This window comes from Sphingomonas pollutisoli, assembly GCF_029167165.1.
Classification (GTDB): domain Bacteria; phylum Pseudomonadota; class Alphaproteobacteria; order Sphingomonadales; family Sphingomonadaceae; genus Sphingomonas; species Sphingomonas pollutisoli.
In genome coordinates this window covers 57,262-79,843 of record NZ_JARFNJ010000013.1, presented here as the reverse complement: position 1 = coordinate 79,843, position 22,582 = coordinate 57,262, and the positions used below count along the sequence as shown (strand labels likewise).

29 protein-coding genes are annotated in these 22,582 nt (G+C 64.0%); 18 read left to right on the top strand and 11 right to left on the bottom strand.

The genetic code is table 11. The features are described 5' to 3' along the window. Positions 1–3,264: a conjugal transfer protein TraG N-terminal domain-containing protein gene (locus PX554_RS22000; protein WP_064312071.1), complete on the top strand. Its 3,264-nt coding sequence runs from the start codon at positions 1–3 to the stop codon at positions 3,262–3,264. Here the strand turns inward: PX554_RS22000 and PX554_RS21995 are convergent. Then, positions 3,245–3,499, bottom strand: a complete 255-nt coding sequence (locus PX554_RS21995; RefSeq protein ID WP_029623254.1) for a hypothetical protein — start codon at positions 3,497–3,499, stop codon at positions 3,245–3,247. The genes PX554_RS22000 and PX554_RS21995 overlap by 20 nt on opposite strands. Before the next feature lie 116 nt (positions 3,500–3,615). On the opposite strand from PX554_RS21995, the gene PX554_RS21990 reads away from it, so the two are divergent. Genes PX554_RS21990 through PX554_RS21970 form a run of 5 tightly spaced genes read left to right on the top strand, consistent with a single transcriptional unit; the run spans position 3,616 to position 5,359 of the window. Next, entirely contained in the window at positions 3,616–3,972 is a 357-nt protein-coding gene (locus PX554_RS21990) for a hypothetical protein (RefSeq protein WP_010409236.1), read from the top strand. Positions 3,973–3,998: 26 nt separating this feature from the next. Beyond that, on the top strand, positions 3,999–4,664 hold the full coding sequence (locus PX554_RS21985; RefSeq protein WP_275504564.1) for an SOS response-associated peptidase: 666 nt from the start codon (positions 3,999–4,001) through the stop codon (positions 4,662–4,664). A gap of 44 nt (positions 4,665–4,708) precedes the next feature. After that, complete coding sequence (locus PX554_RS21980; RefSeq protein ID WP_010409234.1) at positions 4,709–4,990, top strand: HU family DNA-binding protein; 282 nt, start codon at positions 4,709–4,711, stop codon at positions 4,988–4,990. A gap of 47 nt (positions 4,991–5,037) precedes the next feature. Continuing rightward, positions 5,038–5,190 (top strand): hypothetical protein, encoded by a 153-nt coding sequence (locus PX554_RS21975; protein WP_007406311.1) that lies wholly within the window; start codon positions 5,038–5,040, stop codon positions 5,188–5,190. After that, on the top strand, positions 5,165–5,359 hold the full coding sequence (locus tag PX554_RS21970; protein WP_010409232.1) for a hypothetical protein: 195 nt from the start codon (positions 5,165–5,167) through the stop codon (positions 5,357–5,359). The genes PX554_RS21975 and PX554_RS21970 overlap by 26 nt, the downstream gene beginning before the upstream one ends. Before the next feature lie 179 nt (positions 5,360–5,538). On the opposite strand, the gene PX554_RS21965 is transcribed toward PX554_RS21970, so the two are convergent. Continuing rightward, positions 5,539–5,988: a hypothetical protein gene (locus PX554_RS21965; RefSeq protein WP_007406364.1), complete on the bottom strand. Its 450-nt coding sequence runs from the start codon at positions 5,986–5,988 to the stop codon at positions 5,539–5,541. A gap of 116 nt (positions 5,989–6,104) precedes the next feature. Here PX554_RS21965 and PX554_RS21960 point away from each other — a divergent pair, with 116 nt between their 5' ends. Both PX554_RS21960 and PX554_RS21955 read left to right on the top strand, forming a co-directional pair. After that, a complete protein-coding gene (locus tag PX554_RS21960) occupies positions 6,105–6,518 on the top strand; it encodes a LexA family protein (RefSeq protein WP_007406310.1) in 414 nt (137 codons plus the stop codon). A 5-nt stretch (positions 6,519–6,523) separates the two neighbouring features. Beyond that, on the top strand, positions 6,524–7,783 hold the full coding sequence (locus tag PX554_RS21955) for a Y-family DNA polymerase (protein ID WP_007406368.1): 1,260 nt from the start codon (positions 6,524–6,526) through the stop codon (positions 7,781–7,783). Between the two features lie 2 nt (positions 7,784–7,785). On the opposite strand, the gene PX554_RS21950 is transcribed toward PX554_RS21955, so the two are convergent. Then, positions 7,786–8,094, bottom strand: a complete 309-nt coding sequence (locus tag PX554_RS21950; protein WP_275504554.1) for a hypothetical protein — start codon at positions 8,092–8,094, stop codon at positions 7,786–7,788. 100 nt (positions 8,095–8,194) lie between these two features. Here PX554_RS21950 and PX554_RS21945 point away from each other — a divergent pair, with 100 nt between their 5' ends. From PX554_RS21945 to istB, 3 genes are all read left to right on the top strand, one after another. Next, complete coding sequence (locus PX554_RS21945; RefSeq protein ID WP_231738481.1) at positions 8,195–8,488, top strand: response regulator; 294 nt, start codon at positions 8,195–8,197, stop codon at positions 8,486–8,488. A gap of 556 nt (positions 8,489–9,044) precedes the next feature. After that, positions 9,045–10,532, top strand: a complete 1,488-nt coding sequence (istA, locus tag PX554_RS21940) for an IS21 family transposase (RefSeq protein WP_066278423.1) — start codon at positions 9,045–9,047, stop codon at positions 10,530–10,532. Between the two features lie 11 nt (positions 10,533–10,543). Continuing rightward, the gene (gene istB, locus PX554_RS21935) at positions 10,544–11,380 is read left to right on the top strand and encodes an IS21-like element helper ATPase IstB (protein WP_066278471.1); all 837 of its coding nucleotides are present in this window, start codon (positions 10,544–10,546) and stop codon (positions 11,378–11,380) included. A gap of 324 nt (positions 11,381–11,704) precedes the next feature. On the opposite strand, the gene PX554_RS21930 is transcribed toward istB, so the two are convergent. Then, positions 11,705–12,184, bottom strand: a complete 480-nt coding sequence (locus PX554_RS21930; protein ID WP_231376736.1) for a hypothetical protein — start codon at positions 12,182–12,184, stop codon at positions 11,705–11,707. A 1-nt stretch (position 12,185) separates the two neighbouring features. Next, a complete protein-coding gene (locus tag PX554_RS21925; RefSeq protein WP_066282988.1) occupies positions 12,186–12,692 on the bottom strand; it encodes a zinc metalloprotease in 507 nt (168 codons plus the stop codon). Between the two features lie 91 nt (positions 12,693–12,783). Between PX554_RS21925 and PX554_RS21920 the strand changes: the two genes are divergently transcribed. The 5 genes from PX554_RS21920 (at position 12,784) to PX554_RS21900 (ending at position 15,341) form a co-directional block, all read left to right on the top strand. After that, positions 12,784–13,038 (top strand): hypothetical protein, encoded by a 255-nt coding sequence (locus tag PX554_RS21920; RefSeq protein ID WP_275504553.1) that lies wholly within the window; start codon positions 12,784–12,786, stop codon positions 13,036–13,038. An 81-nt stretch (positions 13,039–13,119) separates the two neighbouring features. Further along, a complete protein-coding gene (locus PX554_RS21915) occupies positions 13,120–13,701 on the top strand; it encodes a hypothetical protein (RefSeq protein ID WP_137787967.1) in 582 nt (193 codons plus the stop codon). A 3-nt stretch (positions 13,702–13,704) separates the two neighbouring features. Further along, the gene (locus PX554_RS21910; RefSeq protein ID WP_125962616.1) at positions 13,705–14,121 is read left to right on the top strand and encodes a hypothetical protein; all 417 of its coding nucleotides are present in this window, start codon (positions 13,705–13,707) and stop codon (positions 14,119–14,121) included. After that, the gene (locus tag PX554_RS21905; protein WP_037447418.1) at positions 14,121–14,531 is read left to right on the top strand and encodes a hypothetical protein; all 411 of its coding nucleotides are present in this window, start codon (positions 14,121–14,123) and stop codon (positions 14,529–14,531) included. The genes PX554_RS21910 and PX554_RS21905 overlap by 1 nt, the downstream gene beginning before the upstream one ends. A 99-nt stretch (positions 14,532–14,630) precedes the next feature. Beyond that, the gene (locus PX554_RS21900; RefSeq protein ID WP_156444654.1) at positions 14,631–15,341 is read left to right on the top strand and encodes a S1 family peptidase; all 711 of its coding nucleotides are present in this window, start codon (positions 14,631–14,633) and stop codon (positions 15,339–15,341) included. A gap of 349 nt (positions 15,342–15,690) precedes the next feature. Here the strand turns inward: PX554_RS21900 and PX554_RS21895 are convergent, their stop codons facing one another. The 4 genes from PX554_RS21895 to PX554_RS21880 all read right to left on the bottom strand — a co-directional run bounded on the left by PX554_RS21895 (position 15,691) and on the right by PX554_RS21880 (position 19,531). Continuing rightward, positions 15,691–16,173 (bottom strand): c-type cytochrome, encoded by a 483-nt coding sequence (locus PX554_RS21895; protein WP_058734567.1) that lies wholly within the window; start codon positions 16,171–16,173, stop codon positions 15,691–15,693. A gap of 12 nt (positions 16,174–16,185) precedes the next feature. Further along, the gene (locus tag PX554_RS21890) at positions 16,186–17,421 is read right to left on the bottom strand and encodes a molybdopterin-dependent oxidoreductase (protein WP_275504552.1); all 1,236 of its coding nucleotides are present in this window, start codon (positions 17,419–17,421) and stop codon (positions 16,186–16,188) included. An 89-nt stretch (positions 17,422–17,510) separates the two neighbouring features. After that, positions 17,511–18,662: a TDT family transporter gene (locus PX554_RS21885; RefSeq protein WP_093008091.1), complete on the bottom strand. Its 1,152-nt coding sequence runs from the start codon at positions 18,660–18,662 to the stop codon at positions 17,511–17,513. Further along, on the bottom strand, positions 18,659–19,531 hold the full coding sequence (locus tag PX554_RS21880) for a LysR family transcriptional regulator (RefSeq protein ID WP_058733710.1): 873 nt from the start codon (positions 19,529–19,531) through the stop codon (positions 18,659–18,661). Before PX554_RS21880 ends, PX554_RS21885 begins: the two co-directional genes overlap by 4 nt. Before the next feature lie 146 nt (positions 19,532–19,677). Here PX554_RS21880 and PX554_RS21875 point away from each other — a divergent pair, with 146 nt between their 5' ends. Both PX554_RS21875 and PX554_RS21870 read left to right on the top strand, forming a co-directional pair. Continuing rightward, positions 19,678–20,745 carry a molybdopterin-dependent oxidoreductase gene (locus PX554_RS21875; RefSeq protein ID WP_275504551.1) on the top strand — a complete coding sequence of 356 codons (1,068 nt, stop codon included), beginning with the start codon at positions 19,678–19,680 and terminating at the stop codon, positions 20,743–20,745. Further along, complete coding sequence (locus PX554_RS21870) at positions 20,742–21,254, top strand: MgtC/SapB family protein (protein WP_058733712.1); 513 nt, start codon at positions 20,742–20,744, stop codon at positions 21,252–21,254. The genes PX554_RS21875 and PX554_RS21870 overlap by 4 nt, the downstream gene beginning before the upstream one ends. 51 nt (positions 21,255–21,305) lie before the next feature. Here the strand turns inward: PX554_RS21870 and PX554_RS21865 are convergent, their stop codons facing one another. Together PX554_RS21865 and PX554_RS21860 are read right to left on the bottom strand one after the other, a co-directional pair. Continuing rightward, positions 21,306–22,076, bottom strand: coding sequence for an anti-sigma factor family protein (locus tag PX554_RS21865; RefSeq protein WP_058733713.1), 771 nt, complete (start codon positions 22,074–22,076; stop codon positions 21,306–21,308). After that, positions 22,073–22,582, bottom strand: coding sequence for an RNA polymerase sigma factor (locus PX554_RS21860; protein ID WP_058733714.1), 510 nt, complete (start codon positions 22,580–22,582; stop codon positions 22,073–22,075). The genes PX554_RS21865 and PX554_RS21860 overlap by 4 nt, the downstream gene beginning before the upstream one ends.

The following is a 22,582-nucleotide window of genomic DNA, read 5'->3' as shown; positions in this document are numbered from 1 at the left end:
ATGGGCGGGCTCGAAGTCTTCACGATCGGCGGGGGCGAATATATCGTCAACGTCTTCAACGCGGTCGCGGCATGGACCGGGGGCGGGGGCTACCGCTCGATGCTCCAGGTCGTGATGGTGATGGGCTTCATCTACTCGCTGTTCGTCGTCGCCTTCTCGCTCGACTGGCGGGCGTGGTTCAACTGGTTCCTCCAGTCGACGCTCATCTACATGATGCTGATGGTCCCGACCGTCACGGTGAAGGTGACCGACCGGATCAACCCCGCGCTCGCGCCCTCGGTGGTCGACAACGTGCCGCTGGGCCTGGGCGTGATGGCCTCGTTTACGAGCCAGGTCGGCGACTGGATGACGCGCTCGGCCGAGACCGTGTTCGTCATGCCCAACGCGCTCGCGCTGACCAACAACGGCATGATCTACGGCGCGCGGCTGATGGACAAGGCACGCACGTTCCAGATCACCGACAGCGTGTTCCGCGCCAACCTCGATGAGCATCTGAAGCAATGCACCTTCTATGACGTGCTGCTCGGCTTCAAGGCGATGGACGACCTGACCAAGACCAGCAACCTGTGGGAGTCGATCGGGCCGGGGTCGCCGGCGCGCAGCCAGCGCTGGATCAGTTCGACCGGTCCCGGCACCACCGAAAATTCGATAATCCCGTGCAACGAAGCCTATTCGCGCATGGATGCCCAGTGGCAGACGGCCTACGACAAGGATCTGATCCCGTTCGCCAGGAACGCCTATCCTGGCATCGCCGACACGATCGCGGCGCAGCGCATTCGCGATGACCTGCCGGTGGTCGCGGCGCAGATGCACGGCACCTCGACCGATGCCTATTCGTACCTGAAACAGATCTCGATGATTGACGCGTTCCTGGCCGCGCGCGAGAGCTTCTCAGACGCCGGGTGGGACGCCTATGCGTCGCAGCGCGCGGACGCCCAGGCCAAGAACACCTACACCTCGATCGCTACGCAGGCGATGACCTGGGTGCCGCTTCTCGGCATCGTCCTGACGGTCGTATTCTACGCGATGTTCCCGGTGCTTTTCCCGCTGTTCCTGTTCCCCAGGACCGGCCTGCAGACGCTCAAGGGCTATGCGACCGGGTTCTTCTACCTCGCCTCCTGGGGGCCGCTCTACGTCATCCTGCACATGTTCGTGATGAGCAGGGCGGCGAGCCTCTATCACGCGGCGGCGCCGATCGGGCCGACGCTGCTGGTTTCGGACGGCATGGCGAGCGTCAATGAATCGATCTCGACGCTCGCCGGCTTCCTGATGATGAGCGTGCCGTTCATCGCCGGCGGGATGGCGCGCGGCGCGATGGCGATCGCGGGGCATGCGACCTCGATGTTGCAACCGGCGCACAGCGCGGCCGAACAGGCCGCGACCGAGCGCACCACCGGCAACTACTCGTACGGCAATACCTCATTCCAGAACCTGACGTCGGGCATGACCCAGGCGAACAAGTTCGACGATCAGCCCAAGTTCAATTCGGGCTATTCGGTCGGCACGTTCACCAACGCCGACGGTGGCGTGACGTACGGCTTCGCGGACGGGACCAACGCGTTCGATACCCGCCAGGGCATCTCGAACCTCGCATTCACGCCGACGCGGACCGCCGGGTTCGACAGCAGCATGAGCCGGGCGCTCTCGGACGGGCAGACGCACACCCAGTCGCTCCGCAGCGCGGCATCGCAATCCTGGAACGCGACGGCGACGACGGCGACGGATCTGTTGACGGCCGCTGAGCATCGGCGTGGTAGTTCGACCGAGACGGGGTCGGGGTTCAATAACAGCATCACCAGAATGACGGAGGCATCTCGGAGCCTTTCCACCGGACTGAGCAATCGCTTTGGTCTTAGTGAGTCCGATGCACAGCAAGTCGCCCGTGCTTCGCAGACCACAGGCGACGCGAACGCCGGCATAGAAGTTCTTAAGAAGTTGTGGGGCGTCACCGGAAGGGCTGGCCTCAGCGGTAAAATCGCATCGATCGCGACCGAAAATACGAACAGGACGCTGTCGGCCGATAACGCCTACGGGGAATTACAAGACTACATTACAAAGGAAACTAACTCGACGCAGGCCCGGGCAGCACGCGACGAATTCATGCGTGAATCTAGCACGAGCGGAGATAGCGAGGTTCGGTCGCTGTCGCAGAAGCTGGGCGTCAGCGTCGGGGAATCGCGGTCGGCGTCGTTGGAAGCAACTCGAGCCGAAGAGACGTTCCAGCGGGTCAGCAACGATGTCAGGGAGGCCTCGGCGCGGGGCTGGTCGCTCAATCGGAACGAGAGCCAGGAGTTTGTCGTGTATGCCCAGGAGCGGCTTCTCGGCGACGACACGCTGTCGCAGTTCGGGTGGACGCCAGGCATGGTCATGCCGCGCACGCCGCAACAGGAACAGGTGCGCGATATCCTGCTTGGCGAATTCATGGAGCGCCGCGTCGCATCGGTCCGCGACGAACTGGGTGTAAGCGTGCCTGAGCGTCTGTCGGGGCAGTTGCATGGCCCCGCATCGGCGACCCCGGGTGCGGTAAACCAATGGGGCAACCAGCGCGCAGCCGGTGTCAGGGCACAAGGACCGGACGTGTCGATCCGCGAAAGTTCGCGCGATCTCGACTTGGCCGGCAATGTCGCAGACGCGATCCCGAATGCGTCAGCGCGCATCACCCGTGGTGCATTCGAGGTCGGCAACGGTGTCGACGAGGCGAGAGGGACGGCGGGTCAGCTAGGTGACCATGTCCAAGAGCGCAATGATGCGTGGATCACGACGACACTTCCCGGTGTTGAGGGCGCGCGCAACTGGGTCCGTGACAATCTCGGGATCGGAGCTGGCACCAGCCATGTTTACGAAGTCCCGCGCGGTGAACGTGCGATGCTGCCGATTTCGGGGCGGCTGAGTTCGGGAATGGGTGGTCGGATCGACCCGGTCACTGGCGAGCCCGGACGGCATCACCGAGGGGTGGATATTGCCGCGCCAGCAGGGACGGAGATCCGCGCACCTGCATCGGGCCAGGTCATCCGAAACGACTTCCAGGCCAACGGGGCCGGCAATTATGTGGTCCTGCAGCACGGCGACGGGTCGCAGAGCAAATACTTCCACATGCAGGATCGGTCTGGCTTCCAGGTCGGCAGCACGGTCGAAGCTGGGGCGGTGATCGGGCGTGTTGGCAGCACCGGGAAATCGACCGGTTCGCACCTTCATTATGAATTATGGAAGGATGGCGCTCCGGTCGATCCGAGGCGGTTCCAGCTTAGGAATGGCCGGGAGTGAAGATGAAGGCGAAAGCCATTACTATTGCAATAAACACAAAGAAAAGCTTTGCATGTGAGTTGTCGCTCACTTCGGGTGGCTCAAATTCATCGTGTCTAGTGGCTTCAGCCAATGCCTCCCGGCCTACATGCGTCATTTGATCGTACATGTTGCTAGGATTGATATATCCGTTTGAAGACGAGCCACCGATTGGGAACCGATCCCAGTCCATCTGGCCAGGTTCGTGGTTCAACATGGCCGCTCCTTCCTCAATCCGTGGCTGACCGTGCTGGTCAGAATTAGGCTTGCAAAGCCTAGCATATCGGATTGAGTTTGGCGAGGATTTTCACCCGTACTGACGGAGTGGGCACGGTGGAGCAGGACGGCGAAAACCCGCGCACGATCGAACGCTACGAGGCGCTGCTGCGCGAGCATCTGCTGTTCTACGATGCGCTGCGTCTGCGCGAGCGCCGGCCGAGGAGCGCGGCGCAGCGCCAGTTCCAGGACGTGGCGTGGGGGAAGGCCGCGCCGGTCACCGATCACGAGTGCGCCTATGTCTGGCACCTGAAGGCGCGCGGGATCGCGCCGTTCAACACGCCGGCGCCGGCACCGCATATCGACGACGTGATGGCCGGATTCGACGTCGGCGCGCGGCCGGTTAGTGGCGACGTCGGCACGAAATGGGATAATGCCTGGCGCGAGTATCGTGGTGGCCGGGAGTTCTTCTAACCTGGGCACGATGAAGGAGCCGATCGATCTGCAACCGATATCGCCTGAGCGCCAAACAGGCCGCGGTGATGCGGGCGGTCGGATTCGAGCCGCCTTATCCCGAGGACGAGACCTACCCGGTGCCGCGCGAGATCTTCCCGACGGGCAAGAAGACAGCGCGCTACGGACTGGTCGTCAGGCGGGCAGGGGAGGGTAACCGTCCGCTCGAACCGGTCGCGATGGAATGGGGCTTCCCGACCAAGGTAGCGAGCAAGCGCGACCCGGCGGTCAAGCTGGACAAGTTCGTCACCAATGCGCGGAATCTCGCATCGTCGATGTGGAAGCCGTCGATCGCGAATCCCGATCGGCGCTGCCTGGTCCCGTTCACGCACTTCGCCGAGCCGCATCCCGACGGCGGGACGGGCGACGATGGCAAACCCCGCCAGATGTGGTTTTCGCTGCCCGACCAGCCCATCGCCTTCTTCGCCGGTCTGTGGCGGCCGACCGAGCGCGGCGATGCCTATGCCATCTGCACCACCTCTCCCAACGCCACCGTCGATCCCTGGCATCCCAAGGCAATGCCGGCGATCCTTCACCCTCGCGATTACACGGCATGGCTCGACGGCAGCTATGAAGACGCCCTGAAGCTCGTCCGCCCCTATGAGGGCGAGATGAGCGCGCAGGAGGCAACTCCCGATGGCGGCGCGACGTGAACCGGGCTAAGGCCGGTCCAATCATTCACCACCGGGACGTGTTCATGACGACGACATCCGATCTGGCCGAACAGCTCTCCAATACCCATGGCCTCGCAAAGGCGGACGCCAGGAAGGTCATCGATGCGATCCTTGCGAACATCACCGCGGCTGTCGCGACCGGCGAGGAAGTCAGCCTCAACGGGTTCGGCAAGTTCAAGCTGAAGGACACCCCAGAGCGCCAGGGGCGCAACCCGTCGACGGGCGAGGCGATCACGATCGCGGCGTCACGCAAGCTGACGTTCGCGCCGGCGAAGGCGGTCCGCGATCGGATGAACGGCAAGTGATAAACGGGCCAGGGTTTTAGAACGCTGGCCTAAACTGAGGGGACTTCATGGCCGATACCGCAGCCGACTACCGCGCGAGGGCAGCGGCCGACCTTGCCGAGGCCCAGCAGCTCGTTCTGCCCCATGCTAGGGACCGTATGCTGCATTCGGCCGATCGCTGGTCGAAGATGGCTGATGCGGCCGATCGCCGTGTCCGGTAACGAAAGCACGACGGTCGCGCTCGACGTGGCTAACTGGTCAGCGGTCCAGGCAATGGTCGAGCGTCTCGACGACAGGGCTGTGATAGCGATCTACGAGCTGGCCGAAGGCGCTGGTCCGGTCGCGGACCTCGCGGCCGCACAGATGGAAAAACGCAACCTCGACTATTGAGCCAAGTTAAGAGTTCGGCCGCTGGTTAAGCCGCTGTTGCCAAGCCGGCACAAGCCACGTTCCTGTTTTGTTCGATAATATATCTTATGTTAAATCAATGGCTTAGCAGATTTCCGGCATCGTTCTTGCAGAGACTGACGTGGCTTTTTCGCAGCTAAGGCTTGCCAGTCAGTCGCGAGTTAGCCGCGCCGTCGTTCTCGCGCGCGAGCGTGTCGCGGATCTTCGTAAAGATCCTGCAGCGCGCGCAGCCGAAACGCATTCCACCAGCGTTGCCAGCGATGCTCCTCGGCATCGTGGAGCATGTGACATCGCTGGCATAGCGCGGCGAGATTGCGCGGCGCGCTATTGCCAGGATCATGATCCAGATGCGCGCAGGCCAGCACGACATAGGTGATCCGCACGACGTCGAGCGCGAAGAGGTCGCCGACCTTCACCCGTCGCCCCTCTCCCGATCGCCAGCATCGCGCTTCGCTATCCCACCAGCGCCCATCGCCCAGATGCGCGACGTGCCGAAGATGCGGTCGCCGGCAGCGTTCGCAGCGCCCTCCTGCCCGCACGAACCGGATCTGGTCCGACAGCAGCGGCCAGTCGATCGGGTACAGCCAGCGGTTTTCGGGGCGGATCGGCATCCATGACTCTATGAGTCATGCGAAATGAGAACAAAAGGAAAATCTCGTTCCCTTCATGTTCTTATCCAGCATATCATGCGCGCATGTCCGCGTGTGTGATTCCCCTGTCCCAACCGATGCCGATCGCCGATCTGCCGCCAGCGTTTCGCCTGAGGGTGGTGAGCGCGGCCGGCGCTGGCTTCCCCTCGCCTGCCCAGGACTGGGAGGAAACCGCGATCGATCTCGTGGCGCTGCTGCGCCTCGACCGCGCCGCCAGCTTCGTGTTCCGGGTCAGCGGACAGTCCATGATCGACGCTGGAATCTATGATGACGACGTGGTGGTGGTCGATCGCGACGCCACGCCGGTTAGCGGCCGCATCGTCATCGCCGTGGTCGACGGGGGCTTCGTGATCCGCCAGTTGGTCTGGCGCGACGGCAAGCCGGTCCTCGAGGCCCGCAACGCGCGGATGCGCTACGACGCGGTGATCGCGGATGAGAGTGTCGAAGTGTGGGGCGTCGTCCGCGCCTCCGTGCGCAACCTGCAGGGCTGACCGCCATGTGGGCGATCGCTGACGTCTCCAACTTCTATTGCTCGTCGGAGAGGGTATTCGACCCGTCGCTGCGCGATAAACCGCTCATCGTGCTGAGTAACGGGGACGGCTGCGCCATCGCGCGCTCCGAGGAGGCCAAGGCGCTGCACATCAAGATGGGTGCGCCGATGTTCAAGATTCGTGATATCGTCCGCGAGCATGGCATCCAATACCGCAGCAGTTCCTACGAATTGTATGCCGACATGAATCGTCGCTTCAATCAGGTCCTCGCCGAGCACAGTTGCACGGTCGAGGTGTACTCGATCGACGAATCGTTCTTTCGCCTGCCGGTGCTCCCGAACGGCCTGGGCGACGTGGCGGCCGCGCACCGCGTGATCGCGGCCGTCAAGCGTGCGACGGGCCTGCCGATCCGCATCGGGCTTGGCCCGACCCGGACGCTGAGCAAGGTTGCCAACGCCCTCGCCAAGGCGTCGGAGAAGGTCTGGAAGGGCGTGGTCGACCTGCACGACATCGAGCTGCGGCGGCGCCTGTTCGCGCAATGGCCGGTCGAGGAGGTCTGGGGCATCGCGCGAGCGATGACCGAGCGGCTGCGACCGCTCGGCGTCAGGACGACGGCCGATCTTGCCGCCCTCCCCCCGGAGGTCGCGCGCGACGTGGGGACGGTGGTGCTGGAGCGGCTCGTGCGCGAGCTGAACGGCGTCGAATGCACCGATTTCGAGCCGGAGCCGCCCCCGTCCAAGGCGACCGCGGTGACCCGCTGCTTCGGTGAGCCGGTGCGCGAGGTCGCGGCGCTGCGCGAGGCGATGGTGCGCCGCGCGGTCCGCGCGGCCGAGAAGATCCGCGCGCAGGATCTCGCTGCCACCCGCCTGATCGCCTTTGCCCACGGAAGCCGGTTCAAGCCCAACGCGCCGTCCGCCTCGCGCATAGCGCGGCTGTCGCCGGCGACCAATGATCCGCGCGTGATCGGCGGTATGGCGGGCCGCATGGCGGATGTCATGTACGAAACTGGCGGCGTCTACACCAAGTGCGGCGTCATGCTCGAGGGGCTGGAGCCGATGACCGCGCACCAGGCCGACCTGTTCGCGGTGCCCGATCCGCGATCCCCTGCCCTGCTCGCCGCGATCGACGGGCTCAACGGGCGGTTCGGCCGCAACACGATGCGGCTTGCCTCCGAGGGCTTTGGCCAGAAGAGCTACGACACCAAGCGTGCTTTCAAGAGCCCGTCCTGGACCACGCGGATCGATCAGGTGCCGATCGCGCGGTGAGATCAATAGCGATAGCCTGCCTGCCGGCAGGCCGCTGCCAGCTTCATCACTCGCCCATCCTTCGCGCCGTACCGGCGCAACCGTGCGGAATAGCTGTCGCAATAGCTTTTCGCGCGAGCGGACAGTGGCACCCCGTTCGGACCTCGCGCGGTCGCCGCCCCGCCCCGTTCGGCATAGCCACGAGCAGTCGCTGACTGAACCTGGGTGCGCGCTTGCGCGCCCAGATCGACTGCGCCGGGCATGTCCTGCGCGCCGGCAGGGGTCGCGATCGCGAATATCCCGACCGTGAACACAGCAACCAGGCTACGCATTCGATGTTCTCCCTCGAATTTCCGTCAGGCCATCAACGATTTGGCGGCAGCATCGTGCCGGTCGCGGGAGCGATTATGGATACAGGCGGTTGTAGAGGTGATGAACACGTCGACCGTACCTTTCGCGCTCGCGGTCGATGACGTCCCGATCATCCTGATGGACATGACGCTGATCCTGGAGGACGCCGGCTTTCGCTGTCATGAGGCGATGGACGGCGATACCGCGATCGTGCTGCTGGAGGAGCAGGCCGACAACACCATCCTGCTGTTCTCCGATGTCGAGATGCCGGGATCGATCAACGGCTTTGCGCTGGCGCGTCATGTCGCACAGCACTGGCCCTGGATCGAGATCGTGATCGCCAGCGGCAATATCTGTAGGCGCTTGCAATCATAACGGCGCCTGCTCGCAAACAGCCAGATTTTCTGCTCACGCTATCTGCCACTGGCGCGTGGCAACCTGCTCAAATTATCTGCCAGTGTGCTCGCCATTATCCGCCGCTGCTTGCAAACGAGGCGTCGTGCTCACGCTTTCTACCAGTGGGTTCTCCAAACCCGTCGCCGGCAGACGCTTTTGCGAAGCACGTTTTCAGAACAGTTCTGACAAGCGGCGGGCAGCAGAAATGCGGTGCGGTCATGGCCCGCCGGCAAGGTCGTCAGAAAGGAAGGCTTTTGCGAACAGCGGGTGGCGCATAGAGCGGGCACAGATATACGTTTACGACTGAACCAGTCGAAGCGCGCTGGCCGCGACCGTCCCGAATGGGATCAATGGTCGGGATAGGATTCTCTTCATGCCCCAGCCGGTATAAAGGAACCGCCCCGATCGTAGCGGCTGCGTCGTTATCCCGTGTGTAGGGCGGTGACAAACCCGGCCACGGGAGCGCCGGCATAGGTGCCGGTGCGGCGGAGAGAAATCCTGCCAGTGGTAAGCTGCTCCATTTGGGGCGGCGAGGATGTTTGCCTTGGAGAGCTACGCGGCCGTTCGGCGTTTCGTGTTCGTGGAAGGTCATAGTCGCCGGGAAGCGGCGAAGGTGTTCGGTCTGAGCCGGGACACGGTGGCGAAGATGTGCGCGTTCTCGCTGCCACCAGGCTACCGGCGCGCGAAGCCGCCGGAGAAGCCGAAGCTGGGGCCGCTGTTGCCGGTCATCGACGCCATGCTGCGCGAGGACCGCCTGTCGCCGGCCAGGCAGCAGCACACCGCCAAACGGATCTTCGAGCGGCTGCGCGACGAGCATGGCTATGGCGGCGGCTACACGGTGGTGAAGGACTATGTGCGGCTAAGTCGGGCCCGCAGCCGGGAGACGTTCGTGCCGCTGGCGCACCCGCCGGGCCATGCCCAGGTCGACTTCGGCGAGGCGTGGGCCGAGATCGGCGGCGTGCGGCAGAAGGTTCATTATTTCTGCATGGACCTACCGCATTCCGATGCGTGTTTCGTGAAGGCCTATCCGCGCGAGACGACCGAGGCGTTCCTGGACGGCCATGTTTCGGCCTTCGCCTTCTTCGGCGGCGTGCCGCTGTCCATTCTCTACGACAATCTGAAGATTGCGGTGGCGAGGATCTGCGGCGACGGCAAGCGCGAGCGCACGCGGGCCTTCACCGAGCTGGTCAGCCACTACCTGTTTGCCGACCGGTTTGGCCGGCCCGGCAAGGGCAACGACAAGGGGAAGGTCGAGGCGCTGGTAAAGCACGCCCGCGCGATGTTCATGGTGCCCATTCCCGTGGCGGCCAGCTTCGACGAGTTGAACGAGCGCCTGGCGAAGGACTGCCTGGCCCGACAGAACGGGCATGCCGGACGCCATGCCGACACCATCGCCGAGCGGCTTGCCGCCGACCGGCAGGTCTTCCGGGCCTTGCCGGCGGTGCCGCTGGAGCCGTGCGAGAAGCGGTCGGCGCGCGTGTCGTCGACCGCGCTGGTGCGCTACCGGACCAACGACTATTCGGTGCCGACCGCCTACGGCTTCCGCGACGTCCTGGTGAAGGGGTTCGTCGACGAGGTCGTCATCAGCATCGCCGGCGAGGAGATCGCCCGCCATCCGCGCAGCTATGGCGAGGGCGCCTTCGTCGCCAACCCGCTGCACTATCTCGCGCTCATCGAGCAGAAGCCCGGCGCGCTCGACCAGGCGGCCGCCTTGCAGGGCTGGGATCTGCCCGAGATCTTCCAGCATCTGCGCCACCTTTTGGAAGCCCGTATGGGCAACAAGGGGAAGCGGGAGTTCATCCAGGTGCTGCGGCTGCTCGAAGCCCTGCCGCTCGCCGTCGTCACCGACGCGGTGACACAGGCCGTGCAGCTCGGCGCCATCGGCTTCGACGCGGTGAAGCTCATCGCGCTGGCGCGTATCGAACGGCGACCGCCCCGTCTCGATCTGGCCGCCTATCCGCACCTGCCCCGGACGGACGTGAAGACGACCCGGGCGGCGGACTATGGAGTGCTGGCGGCATGACAAGCGACAAGATGCCGACCGGCACGACCGGCGGGACACCCCAGGTGCTGCTCGCCCACCACCTCAAGCAGCTCAAGCTGCCGACCGTGCTGCGCGAATATGAGAAGGTCGCGCGCGAATGCGCCCGCGACGGTATCGACCACCCGCGCTACCTGCTGCGTCTCATCGAGCTTGAGCTCATCGACCGGGAGCGGCGCACGGTCGAGCGGCGGATCCGCGCCGCCCGCTTCCCGGCGGTGAAGAGTCTCGACACCTTCGACTTCACCGCCATCCCCAGCCTCAACAAGATGCTGGTGCTCGAACTCGCCCGCTCGGAATATATCCTGCGCCGGGAGAACGTCATCGCGCTGGGTAACAGCGGCACGGGCAAGACGCACGTCGCCCTCGCGCTCGGCCTGGCGGCTTGCCAGAAGGGTTTCACCGTCGCCTTCACGACCGCGGCCTCGCTGGTCAACCAGCTGATGGAGGCGCGCGACGAGCGGCGTCTGCTCAAACTCCAGCGGGAACTGGCGGCCGTGAAGCTGCTCATTGTCGACGAGCTCGGCTATGTGCCGCTGTCGGCGACCGGCGCAGAACTGCTCTTCGAGGTGCTGTCGCAGCGATACGAGCGCGGCTCGACCATCATCACGTCGAACCTGCCGTTCGAGGACTGGACCCAAGTGCTCGCCTCGGAGCGGCTCACCGGCGCGCTGCTCGACCGCCTCACGCACCACGTCTCCATCCTCACCATGAATGGCGACAGCTACCGCCTCAAACAGTCCGCCGGCCGGCGCTCCGCCAGAAGGGCGGAGCAAAACCAGGCCACTGTGTCGGCCGACCCGAACACCGGAGAGATCCCGCCGACATAGCCGGGAGAAAACGGTCGCGACGACATGGAAAGGGCCCCGATCGGGGCCCTTTCCATGTCGTCATCACGCCTCGACCGCTGGCCTACTTTTACACCGCCACCGTGGCCGGATTTTGCTCCGCCGTTGACATCCCGCCTACCCAACCCGTGGGCTCGACCTTCGGCCCAGCCGGGCCCGCCTCAACGTGGCCCGTCGACTGCGATGACCGCGGCGTCGTCTAGCTGGAACCGGCCAAAGTCGTCGTCGCCCCATAACGAACGCTCCAGCCGGCCGACAAGCCGGATCGGCTTCCCGGTCGGCATTGACCCATAAGGCAGCGAGTATTCATGGTTTTGCGTCGAGGGAGCCGATCATAGGCAGGAATACGGCACAACCCGTTTCCTTGCAGGAAAGATCAAGCACCAGGTTCTTCCCCGATCCGTCGTTCCGCCCAGCAAACGTCCACAGAAGGCTGCGGCGCTCGGGATAGTTCGGGTCGGCGACACGGTAGGAAGCTACGCCTGCGGGGCGGCCGTCGAGCGTGAGCTGATCCGCTTTGTAGTTGGTCCCGGAGCTCGCGATCGGCAGCGCCGATCCTCGGCCTGTCACTGTGAACATGCCTTCGTAGCCCGGCCCGCGCAGCAGGAACACCGGATCGTCTACCGGGTCCTTTCCCGCCTTCAGAGTCGCATCTGATGGAATGGCGACCGTGCAGCACGAAGGGATCCCGACCGACTTCCAGCCGGCCGGGACCTCGGGTTGCGGTGCGTTCGGCGAGCAGGACACTAGCAGCAATCCCGCTACCGACCACACCGCGACCCTCATATCACCGCACTCCGTAGGCGTTGCGAAGCGCTGTCGTCTCCGTCGAGCACGGGGTGCGACGCACCACGCCCGCCGGCTGACTATAGTGCATGACGCACGCCGTGTTGTTGGCTTCACCGAAGCCCAAAGCATGGCCGAGCTCATGCGTCATGGTCGACTCATAATCAAACGAGCCGGAAGGAGGGCTCGACCGAGTAGACGGGCAATGGAACCGCCCACCCGACTCATCGCCATAATACCAGAGGTAATCGGCCTTCACGATCACGTCTGCCTGGGTGATGGTCGATCCGCTGGTCCACAGGTTGGTCGACGCGAGGGCGGTCGAGTTGGTGGGATAGCCGTCCTCCACGGTCACGATCTGAGCCGTGGTCTCGGTCCCTCGCGTGGTGGTCAGGTTATTCGCCGCGTCCCACTGATAGTAGAAGCGCGACCCTTGAGCGTTCCAGTTGCTGACCGCTCGCCCGAGGGCAGGGTCGCAGCCCGCCGGCATGGCGATGTGCAGGTACACCGACTTGGTAGTTATAGCGGCCTGCAATGATGCTCGACCAAACGCGCAATAGAGGGGAGTTTTCGGCGCAGATTAGTTGAGACGGATGGCGTTGCTCGACGCACATTGCGTGAGACGCAGCGCACGATCGGTGAGACGGACGCACAATGCTGATACGCTGACGCAGGATGCCGGTTTGGCGCCATCACAGCGGCAACCCTGCCGCCCTCATCTCGTCGGTGAGTTCACGGGTCCGCACCGGGTCGAGGCCACCATGCAGCAGCTTTCGGAGCTCGGCGAGCTTGGTGTAAACCAAATCGGGTCAACCTCCACCAAGGCCTTTTTCAGCGATCTTCAACTGCTGTGACATCAATTTGAAGCAAACGTGCTGTACACATCGCATGTTAAAGCCTGGAATTAATATCAAAGCTAATCGGAGCCTGCGGTGATGGAAAGGCGCAAGTCACCTCGGCTACTAGGCGTTTTGGCTATTGCCTTGGCGGCGCTTGGCGTTGTCAGTTCCCTGGTTCTTCGTCAATCTGGATCCTATAGCGATAAGCGCGGCGAGGTCCAGGTGGTCACCGGCTCCTCTGCATTGCCTTCCCTGACCCCCAGCGCTATCTCCTCACGCGTGGCCGATACCACAGAGGAGAAGAGTAGCGCATTCGATATTTCAGGCGATCCGGAACGGGTCCGGCGTTCCCTTCACAGCCAAAGCCGCGATCTCGCATGGGCACCGGGTACCGAAGGCAAGATCAGAGAAGTATTTGCCTCGGCTGGCGCTCCCACGCAAATTTCCGTAGATTGTCGATCAGCCGGATGCGAAATCAAGGGTGAGCTTTCGGGCCTTAGCAGCTCAAACTTGCCGCAAGTGTTAAATCGGATCGCTGGCGAACCAGTCAACAAAGCTTTGCGCGCAAGCGGCTTGACGCCAGACAAAAGTCCAACATACAGCATTATTTCAAACGACCCGGTGAGGGTATCGTTTAGCAGAGTCGTCTCGCGTGATATCGCTCAGGTGGAGCGATAAGAGATGCCGTTTCGCTTTATCATACGATCCGTGGCTCTCAAGGGATTGTTTGTATTTACCGGCTGCATTCAACTTTCTGCATGCTCAGCTGTAGCGCCGTACGTAGCGGCATCTCCACCTACCGATATCGTGATCCCGGAACATTTAAATGGCCGGCTGTCGTACCGCGGCAACTGTACCTACCTTATGGTTTCTGGATCAAAGCGGACGCTGATCTGGCCTCATGGTCATGTGTGGGACAGCACCGCGAAGGCAGTGAAGGCACCCGATGGCCGCCTCTTCAAAAGTGGAATGCAGGTTACGATCCGCGGCGGTGATGGGTCGATCGAGTTCCTGCAAGGCGATCCAGAGGCATATCAGCAGCTCCAAGCATGTGGAGGTCCGTACGTAACCAGTAGCTATGTTGAAGGAGAAGGGTGATGAAGAAGCGTGCTTTTCGGCTTGGCGCAGCCTGCGTCCTCGCCTCGGTCGCGATTTCGGCAGCGCATGCCGTATCGAACACGAAAACCATTCGACTTGCAACGTTTGACGAACCGTTCAACGATCCTGACGATGCGACTGCCAAACAGCTCTCGAAGACGGAGGGCCTTACTGTTGCAGAGGCGTCGCGACGTTTGCGGATCATGGGAGAGTTGGGGCGTCTGGCGCCCGCGCTCTCGGCACGTTTTCCCAAAGGCTTCGCTGGGGCCGAAGCGACTACGGGATCCGACTTCCGTGTTGCTATCTATGGTGTAGCTGCGGACCTCGAAGCGATCGGTAACGCCGCACGTCAGTTCGCCGGCAAAGGTGAACTCGCCAGCGTTCTCGATGTTCGCACTGCACCAGTATGAGAGTCTGAGATAGGGGCGCAGGCGCGGGGATATCTCTCATCGCTCGGCTCAAACGCTACGATCGCCACCAATGCGCGAACGGGGCAAATCAAATTATTGGTGAAAGATCCCACTTCCGCCCTCGCGGCGATTGTTGGCGGACGATTTCGTGCGGCGCCTGGAACGCAGATAGAGCAATTCGACGGCATTGCTCTCACGGCAACGGAGGTTCCGGGCGGCCAGAACTATCGCGGCACGTTCTCTAACGGCGACATCAATGAATGTACGCGAGGCTTTAACGTCAAACAAACCAACGGCTCGCTCTATGGCGTGACGACCGCAGGCCACTGCGAGAATAATGGCAGGGATGAAACCACCGGGGTTTCACTCGCATTTCGCCAAGAATGGGTGTCAAACGGCGTGGATAGCCAGTGGCACACATTCTCCGGCGGAAACAACTATCTGGTTGTTCCGAAGTTCTATAACGGTGCTGGGGTCGTTACCGTCACTGGAGCGCAAGGTGTCGCGCAAGGGCAGTATATTTGCAAGTATGGCCGATCGACAGGTCAGACATGCGGTTACACCGACCCATACACCTATACGGATAGTTACGGTGCCTTCTATAGAATGAACAGTAACTCGACCTATCCGCGGCAGAGCCTTGAAGGCGATAGTGGTGGCCCGGTCTTCACCGGGTCGATTGCGCTCGGACAGGTTCACGGACGTGACGGGGGAAATCCGACGCCCGGCCCTGTCACTAACATGTATTTCACCCCGCTGACGGCTTGGGCACCGAACAACGTGACGGTCGGTGTTACCTGCTACTGCTGACGCTCCAAATTGAGCCGTCGTTGAAAGATTAAACAGGCGGAGACTGGCGCCGCTTTCTCGATAGGCGAGGAAGCGGCGCGCTATTAAGGCCCGCCCACGCATGAGTATATAGCGGCAGCCCCAAAACTTGCCGACGAGTTGCCGCAACCAAAATGACCTGTGAGGAGGCCGTTCCGGGAAAGGCGTCCATCAGGCTTGTGGCACGCTACAAAGTAATCAGAAAAACGACCGGGGCTGTTGAAAAATGCGCCGCTGGTGGCCGGGTCCGGTTGGGGGCGGAATGACACCCCAACGCATAGCGATCCCGTCTCGCATGGGATGGTATTTCGGGATTATGGAAGTAGATCGGTTAGCCGGTTCCACCTGAGACATCAGGAGCCACTTTGGGGTCTGGGTCCTGCGCCTTGCCGGTCGCGGGTGCCACCTTCTGGCTCGGCATAGCGGTGAGATAAGCAACGATCGCATCAACGTCCTTCTCGGCCACCGGCGCCTTGTACACCTCACGCATCTTGGTGACGGTCGCCTTCCACTGGTCCGCCGATAGCGCAGGCTGGGTCAGCGCCATGCTGGCCGAGTGGCACGAGGTGCAGTTGGCGTTGATAACGTCGGCGTGCGGGCCGTCGGGATAGGTCGCGTCGTCGACCGGCAGGTCAACGCTAGTTGAGGCAAGCGAAAAGCCGCGCGCCGACACGCTGGCGGGCGGCGCCGGCTCGGACGTCTCGGATATCGGAACGGGCGCCTTGCGGCTGCTCGGCGCGCCGATCGAGACGAGGATGATGCCGGTCAGGCCGATCAGGCCAGCGGCCAGCACGCCGGGGGAGAGGGTCTTCATGCTACTCGCTCCTCAAGCCGCGATGATGGTGGTGGTCTCAATGTTGCCGCGCATGAACCCGCCCGGGTTCCAGATCGGCTTCATCGGCTGGGCGACGCCGTTGGTATTCCAGCAGCGCACCATGATGGGGTTGGGCCCGCGTCGCAGCGGCACGCGAGCATCCCAGCGCCGGAAGCTGTACCTGCCCTCGTCCGCGCCGAGCTTCGTCCTGTACCAGGTGCGGCCACCGTCCGACGACACATCGACCTTGGCGACGCCGCAATCGCCGCCCATCGCGATCCCGCCGACCGGGATCGACGCTTCATAGGCGATGGCCTGACCATCGGGCAGGCTCGTCATCCAGCTGCGCGGGATCATCCGGTTGATGGGGACAGTCGGGAAGTCCTTGGCACCGGGCGCGACATTCGCGCCGGGTGTCGCGGGGATCTTGTAGGCCTTGGCCATCCAATACTGGTCGTCAGGGCCGGGCAGTACCTCGATCGCGTTCAGCATCTTGACCCAGTAGGTCGAATACCAGCCCGGCACGATCAGCCGGCAGGGAAAGCCGTTGAGGAGCGGCAGTTGCTCGCCGTTCATGCCGAAGGCGATCATCACCTCGCCGTCGCGGGCATGGTCGATGTCGAGTGCCTTCTCGAAGTCAGGGGCGCCCGCCACGACCGGCTGATCGAGCGCGCCGAAGCGCACCTGTACCGCGCCTGCCTTGACCCCCGCGAGGTCGAGCACGTCGCGTAGCCGCACACCGAGCCATTTGGCGTTGCCCATCGCGCCGTTGCCCCATTGGGCACCGGCGACCCGCGGCTGGAATAGCCCGCGACTGTTGCCCGAGCACTGATTGACCGCCGCCATTTCGACCCGTGGAAGGCGCAGCAGCTGAGCGAGGCTGATCGACAGCGGCCGGTTGACGTGGCCGAAGACGTTGAGGCGGAAAGTCTCGACATCGATCGAGGTCGGGATATCGGCCCAGTGCCAGCGGACGAAGAACTGGTCGTTGGGCGTGAACACCGACTTGTCGAACACGTCCATCGGCGTTTCCAGCAAAGGCGGATGGACACGCTGGAGGATCATGCTGCCCTTGCCGGGAAAGGCGCTGGTCATCGGCCGTTCGGCATTGCCGCCAGGCAGCTTCAGGTCGACGAGCTGCTGTGCCAGCGCAGGTGCTGCGGCAAGGCCGGCGCTGCCGAGCGCGGCATGCCTAAGAAAGCGGCGACGGCTGGTCTCACTCGCCAGCCCGGCGTCGAAATTGTCCATGACAAGGCTCTCCTGTGGCCAGCCACGCTGGCGGATCGAAGGGGCGTTCTGCAAGTGATCGAACCGACTGATCCGATCACCACGGCGGATCAGTTCGGGGTGGCGATGCAGGGCGAGACGAACAGGTTGCCCCGCCATGCGCCAGCCAGCGTCTTGGCACCGACCAGCAGCCACATCGCCGCAAGCGCGACTGTCAGCACCGTGCCAGCTATGCCGAAGAAGCCGAGGTTCAGCGTCGTGCCGAGGCGGAAGGTGGCGACGGTGTAGACGCCGAGCGGAAAGGTATAGCCCCACCAGCCCAGGTTGAACGGCACACCAGCGCGCCAGTAGCGGATGGTGATAAGCGTCGCGAGCGCCAGCCACCACAGGCCGAAACCCCACAGGCAGAGTCCGGCGACAACGCCGATCCCTTGAGCGACGCTACCGACATCGGCCAACCCGTGCGCCGCGAGGATCGCCGGCGCATCTGCCCCGAGCACCAGCATGCCCAGAGCACCCGTGCCGATCGGCCCCAGCGCCAGCCAGGAGGATGCCGCCATGCTTTCATGCGGCAACTTATGGAGTGCCATGCGCAGGATGAGGATGGCGAGGATGCCAAACGCGACCGGCACCGAATAGGCCCACAGCACATAGGAGGTCGCAAGCGTGACTAGCTGCGCGTGGGGATCGGCCAGATGCGGCGCGAGCAGCCCGCCGCTGGCACCCGCCACTTCGGCAGCGACGACCGGCAGCAGCCATACCGCGGTCATGCCGTCCAGGCTATGCTCGTGGCGGGTGAACATCAGGTACGGGATCAGCACGCCGCAGGCGAGCGACATGGCGACGTCGATCCACCACAAGACCTGCGCGACCGGTACGATGCCATTCCCGAACCGCGCGATGCCGAAGGCGAGGCAGCCGTTGATGATTGTCGCCAGCCCCATCGGGATGGTCCCGATGAACATTGACACGGTGTTGTGCCCGAAGATGCGCCGCGCCTCATGCCCGAACATCACCCAGCGCGCGCCATAGAGGCCGGCGAACAGCGCGAAGAGTGCGATGTTGAAGAACCACAACACCTCGCCGAATGGCTTCAGCGAGGGTCCAATGCCGGGTACCTGCGGCAGTGCGAGCGCGAGGATGCCCGTGCCCATCGTCGCGGCGAACCAGTTGGGCGTGAACTGGCGGATCATCTCGCGGGGGTGATCGAGCCGGCTGAGCGGCTTGAGGCCGCTCAGAACGGAGTGCGTGTCGGCAGTCATGCGACCTGCTCCTTGATGAGGTCCGTCAGCGCGTCGGCCGCGCGGGTGCGATAGCGTTCCTTGTGGCGCAGCGCGTGAAAGGCGCGGTCGGGCAGCCCGAGCGGCAGCTCGACAAGGTCACCGGCCTTGAGCGCACGAGCTACGACCAATCGCGACAAGACGGCAACGCCGGCACCGGCCTCGACCGCGGTACGCACCGCCTCGTTGGACGGCAGCGTCATCGCTATCGTCAGCTGGGCCGGATCAAACCCGCGCGTTCGCAGCACGTCCTCGAAGGTCGAGCGCGTACCGGATCCCAGCTCACGGACGATCCAGCGTTCAGTGCGCAGCCAGGCCTCGTCGACACGTTCGGCGTCCTCGCGGCCGACCAGCACCATCGGATCACGCCCGACAGTCCAGTGGGCGAGTGCCGGTTCGTCCACCTCGCCCTCGACAAAGCCGAGTTCCGCCGCGCCGCTCAGGACCTGCGCTGCCGCACCTTCGGTGTTGTCGATCGCGAGCTCAACCGCGATCTGCGGGTGGCGTTCGTGGAAGGCGGCGAGCTTTGCCGGCAACCAGTAGCTCGCGATCGTCTGGCTGGCGACGATCCGCAATGAACCACGGGCAAGCCCGGCATAGTCCGCCAGCATCGTCTCGGCATGCGCTGCCCGCCCCAGCACCGCGCGCGCTTCCTCCAGAAAGCCGCGGCCTGCTTCGGTCAGCTGGATGCCACGCCCGACGCGGTGAAACAGAGGAACCCCGTAGCGCGCTTCGAGGGCAGCAATCGCGCCGGAGGCAGCAGACTGCGTGACGTTCAGCACCTCCGCTGCCTTGGTGACGTGTTCGCGCTCCGCGACACCGACGAATATTCTGAGCTGCTCCAGGGTCATGCAGCTTATATCGCGCAATCTGATCGATACGACCAACCGTTTGATCTGCTCATTCCAATCTGGATATCGGAACGATCGGCAGCCTTTCGTCTGTGATGGTCTTGAAGACTTGAAGCGATCCGCGCGCTTGCGGCGTTTGTTCGTCCATGACCGATATGATCGCGCGCAAATCCGATCCCTACAACGCCGAGCCGACGCCCAGTGCGTTGATCGAGCGGTTCCTGACGCCGCAGGCGCTGTTCTACGTGCGCAGCCACGGGCCAGTGCCGGATCTGCCCGCCAATCATCGGATCGAGGTGAGCGGGACGGGCATGGCGAGCCGCTCTTTCTCGGTAGAGGAACTGAAAGCTACGTTCCCCACGCGGACGGTGACGGCAGTTCTCCAGTGCGCCGGCAACCGGCGCACTGACCTCCAGCAGGTCGGAAAAACGTCGGGTGATCCTTGGGATGTCGGCGCGATCGGCAATGCAGAGTGGACCGGCGTACGCCTGGCCGATGTGCTCGATGCGGTCGGCGCACCTGATGCGTCCGACCTGTTCGTGGCGTTCACCGGCGCGGACGAGGTGGACGTGGAGGGCGAGGAAGCCTTGTTCGGGGTATCGATCGCCATGAGCAAGGCGCGGCAGCCCGACGTCCTCCTCGTCTGGGCGATGAACGGCGAGCCGCTGACGCCCGAACACGGCGCACCGCTCCGCATGGTGGTGCCGGGCTATGCCGGCGTGCGCAGCGCCAAATGGCTGACACGGATCGAGGTGCGAGACATGCCTTCCGACGCACCGATCCAGGCGCACGACTACAAGCTGTTTCCCGCCGATGTGACGAGCGACACCGTCGACTGGAGCCGGGGTCTGACCATCAATGCCATGCCGCTCAACGCCGCGATCTGCGTGCCCGGCTCTGGCGAAAGCCTGCCGGCCGGGGAGGTGCGGATCGAGGGCTATGCCATCGCCTATGATCGCCGCGTCTCTCGGGTCGAAGTGTCGGTAAACGGTGGTCGCGAGTGGCAACAGGCGACGTTCGCCGATGATCCGGAGACGCACTGGGGTTGGCGGCGCTGGACCCTCGACGCCACGCTTGCCAAAGGTCGCCAGCACCTTGTCGTGCGCGCCTTCGACGGGGCTGGACAGGGACAGCCCGAACGGCCGGACACGATGTGGAACTTCGCCGGATATCTGTGCACCGCCTGGCATCACGTCCACGTGCTGGTCGAATGATCGAAGCGTCAGCGGCATCGGACATCGGCTTCTGGATCGATGCGATCGGGCGGCTGGTGGTGGCGACCGCGGCCGGGATGGTGCTCGGCTGGGAACGCTCGCGCGAGAACCGGCAGATCATGGGCTTGCGAACGCTGGGTCTGGTCGGTCTGGCGAGCTGCATCGCCGTGCAGGCGGTCGTGCATAGTGGCCTGCCAAATGTAAACGCCGACGCCGCAGGGCGGGCGATGCAGGGCATTCTGACAGGCGTCGGTTTCATCGGTGCCGGCGCGGTGCTGCGGGTCGGCCAGGGTCAGGAAGTGCATGGATTGGCGACCGCCGCGTGCATCTGGGTGACGGCCACGATCGGCGCGGCAGCGGGGTTGGCAGTGTGGCCGCTCATCATCGGCGGGGTGAGCCTTGCAATGCTCGTCCTGTTCGTCGGTGCGCCGCTGGAACGCCGCATCCGCGAGCGGGCTCGCCGGACGCCGGCCGAGGCCGACAGGAAGGACGTCGAGCGCAAGCCGTGATCCCGCTGGATCGCCCGGTGCCTGTCGGCGTCGGGAAGCGGCAAGGTGCAATCAGGACACCAGCGCCGCATCGGCCTGGCGCCGGACCTCGTCGGCGATCGGATGCAACTCGGCCGCGGGTCGCTCGCCCACCACACTATAGCCGATCCCATCAACCGCCCATGTGACCCGGCCCATGGTCCCGCTGGACGTGCTGGTCATGCTCGCGGTCTTGTCGATCTGCATAGGCCTCGTCAGCACCGCGAGTTTCGACGCTTGCGGTCCGTCGTAGAGGAGCAGTGCCGCAGGGCCGTGAGGCGTCGCGACCAATCGCCCCCCGCCATAGCGATAGCCGGCTGTGCTGAGGTCCGGGATGGTGACGCGCTCACCCAGTCGGGCGGAGGTCCACCGGATCAGCATGGCGCGCTGGTCGGGGCCGATTTCCGCCGGTCGTATCCGGTCGGCGGCATAGACACGGAAATTGTCACTCGCCTCGTTGGCCAGCGCCGCGATGCCCGCGCGGGGTTCACCGCTCCACCGCGCGCTCGACCAGCCCCCGCCAAACCCCAACGCCAGCAGAAGTGACGCGGCAATGGCGAGTTGCCAACGCGGTTGCCTTTGCCGTCCCCTGATCGCTGCCACGCGCATCGTCGCCGGAATGGGTTCGTCCGCGATCGTGGTGAACAGGGATGCGAGGGCTCGCGCCTGCTCCGCCTGCTCCCGCAGACGGGCATGCAGATCCGGCTGGCCTTTAAGGTAGGCGTCAACCAGGCGCTGCCGCTCGGGCGACAACCTGCCATCGATCCATGCGGCCAGATCGTCCTCGCCGATCGGGCTGGTCATTGCACGCTCCTCAATCGCGGCCGTTCACCCTCCCGGAGGAGGGTCGCCAGACGGTCGCGCCCCCGCGATATGCGCGACATCACCGTGCCCAGCGGCACGCCGACGACGGCAGCGACCTCCGCATAGGGCAGACCCTCGACCGATACGAGGAGCAGCACCGTTCGCTGCTCTTCAGGCAACGCATCAAGCGCGCGCAGCAGGTCGCGGTGGTGCAGGCCTGTGTCCTGATCGGCCGGACGGCCGAGCGCGGTGTCGTCCACGAGGTGGAGCGGAACCGCTGTGCCTCGCCGGCTACGCTGCCGCTGATGGTCGACCAACAGATTGTGCAGGATCGCGTAGACCCATGGGCGAACCTCCACCCCGCGCCGCTGTCGCCATCGCCCGACCGCGCGCTCGAGGCAATCCTGCACCACGTCGTCCGCCATCGCCCGATCGCGCAGCCACGACCGGGCATAGCGGCGCAGGCCGGGGATCAGGGGTTCGATCGCGGCGGCAAGAGGGTCCAT

What these genes read in the sequence shown, in the direction of transcription:
- PX554_RS22000 (WP_064312071.1), top strand. Translation starts at nt 1, where the DNA reads ATGGGCGGGCTCGAAGTCTTCACGATCGGCGGGGGCGAATATATCGTC.
- PX554_RS21995 (WP_029623254.1), bottom strand. Translation starts at nt 3,499, where the DNA reads ATGTTGAACCACGAACCTGGCCAGATGGACTGGGATCGGTTCCCAATC.
- PX554_RS21980 (WP_010409234.1), top strand. Translation starts at nt 4,709, where the DNA reads ATGACGACGACATCCGATCTGGCCGAACAGCTCTCCAATACCCATGGC.
- PX554_RS21975 (WP_007406311.1), top strand. Translation starts at nt 5,038, where the DNA reads ATGGCCGATACCGCAGCCGACTACCGCGCGAGGGCAGCGGCCGACCTT.
- PX554_RS21970 (WP_010409232.1), top strand. Translation starts at nt 5,165, where the DNA reads ATGCGGCCGATCGCCGTGTCCGGTAACGAAAGCACGACGGTCGCGCTC.
- PX554_RS21965 (WP_007406364.1), bottom strand. Translation starts at nt 5,988, where the DNA reads ATGCCGATCCGCCCCGAAAACCGCTGGCTGTACCCGATCGACTGGCCG.
- PX554_RS21960 (WP_007406310.1), top strand. Translation starts at nt 6,105, where the DNA reads ATGCCGATCGCCGATCTGCCGCCAGCGTTTCGCCTGAGGGTGGTGAGC.
- PX554_RS21955 (WP_007406368.1), top strand. Translation starts at nt 6,524, where the DNA reads ATGTGGGCGATCGCTGACGTCTCCAACTTCTATTGCTCGTCGGAGAGG.
- PX554_RS21950 (WP_275504554.1), bottom strand. Translation starts at nt 8,094, where the DNA reads ATGCGTAGCCTGGTTGCTGTGTTCACGGTCGGGATATTCGCGATCGCG.
- PX554_RS21945 (WP_231738481.1), top strand. Translation starts at nt 8,195, where the DNA reads ATGAACACGTCGACCGTACCTTTCGCGCTCGCGGTCGATGACGTCCCG.
- istA (WP_066278423.1), top strand. Translation starts at nt 9,045, where the DNA reads ATGTTTGCCTTGGAGAGCTACGCGGCCGTTCGGCGTTTCGTGTTCGTG.
- istB (WP_066278471.1), top strand. Translation starts at nt 10,544, where the DNA reads ATGCCGACCGGCACGACCGGCGGGACACCCCAGGTGCTGCTCGCCCAC.
- PX554_RS21930 (WP_231376736.1), bottom strand. Translation starts at nt 12,184, where the DNA reads ATGAGGGTCGCGGTGTGGTCGGTAGCGGGATTGCTGCTAGTGTCCTGC.
- PX554_RS21915 (WP_137787967.1), top strand. Translation starts at nt 13,120, where the DNA reads ATGGAAAGGCGCAAGTCACCTCGGCTACTAGGCGTTTTGGCTATTGCC.
- PX554_RS21910 (WP_125962616.1), top strand. Translation starts at nt 13,705, where the DNA reads ATGCCGTTTCGCTTTATCATACGATCCGTGGCTCTCAAGGGATTGTTT.
- PX554_RS21905 (WP_037447418.1), top strand. Translation starts at nt 14,121, where the DNA reads ATGAAGAAGCGTGCTTTTCGGCTTGGCGCAGCCTGCGTCCTCGCCTCG.
- PX554_RS21895 (WP_058734567.1), bottom strand. Translation starts at nt 16,173, where the DNA reads ATGAAGACCCTCTCCCCCGGCGTGCTGGCCGCTGGCCTGATCGGCCTG.
- PX554_RS21890 (WP_275504552.1), bottom strand. Translation starts at nt 17,421, where the DNA reads ATGGACAATTTCGACGCCGGGCTGGCGAGTGAGACCAGCCGTCGCCGC.
- PX554_RS21885 (WP_093008091.1), bottom strand. Translation starts at nt 18,662, where the DNA reads ATGACTGCCGACACGCACTCCGTTCTGAGCGGCCTCAAGCCGCTCAGC.
- PX554_RS21880 (WP_058733710.1), bottom strand. Translation starts at nt 19,531, where the DNA reads ATGACCCTGGAGCAGCTCAGAATATTCGTCGGTGTCGCGGAGCGCGAA.
- PX554_RS21875 (WP_275504551.1), top strand. Translation starts at nt 19,678, where the DNA reads ATGACCGATATGATCGCGCGCAAATCCGATCCCTACAACGCCGAGCCG.
- PX554_RS21870 (WP_058733712.1), top strand. Translation starts at nt 20,742, where the DNA reads ATGATCGAAGCGTCAGCGGCATCGGACATCGGCTTCTGGATCGATGCG.
- PX554_RS21865 (WP_058733713.1), bottom strand. Translation starts at nt 22,076, where the DNA reads ATGACCAGCCCGATCGGCGAGGACGATCTGGCCGCATGGATCGATGGC.
- PX554_RS21860 (WP_058733714.1), bottom strand. Translation starts at nt 22,582, where the DNA reads ATGGACCCTCTTGCCGCCGCGATCGAACCCCTGATCCCCGGCCTGCGC.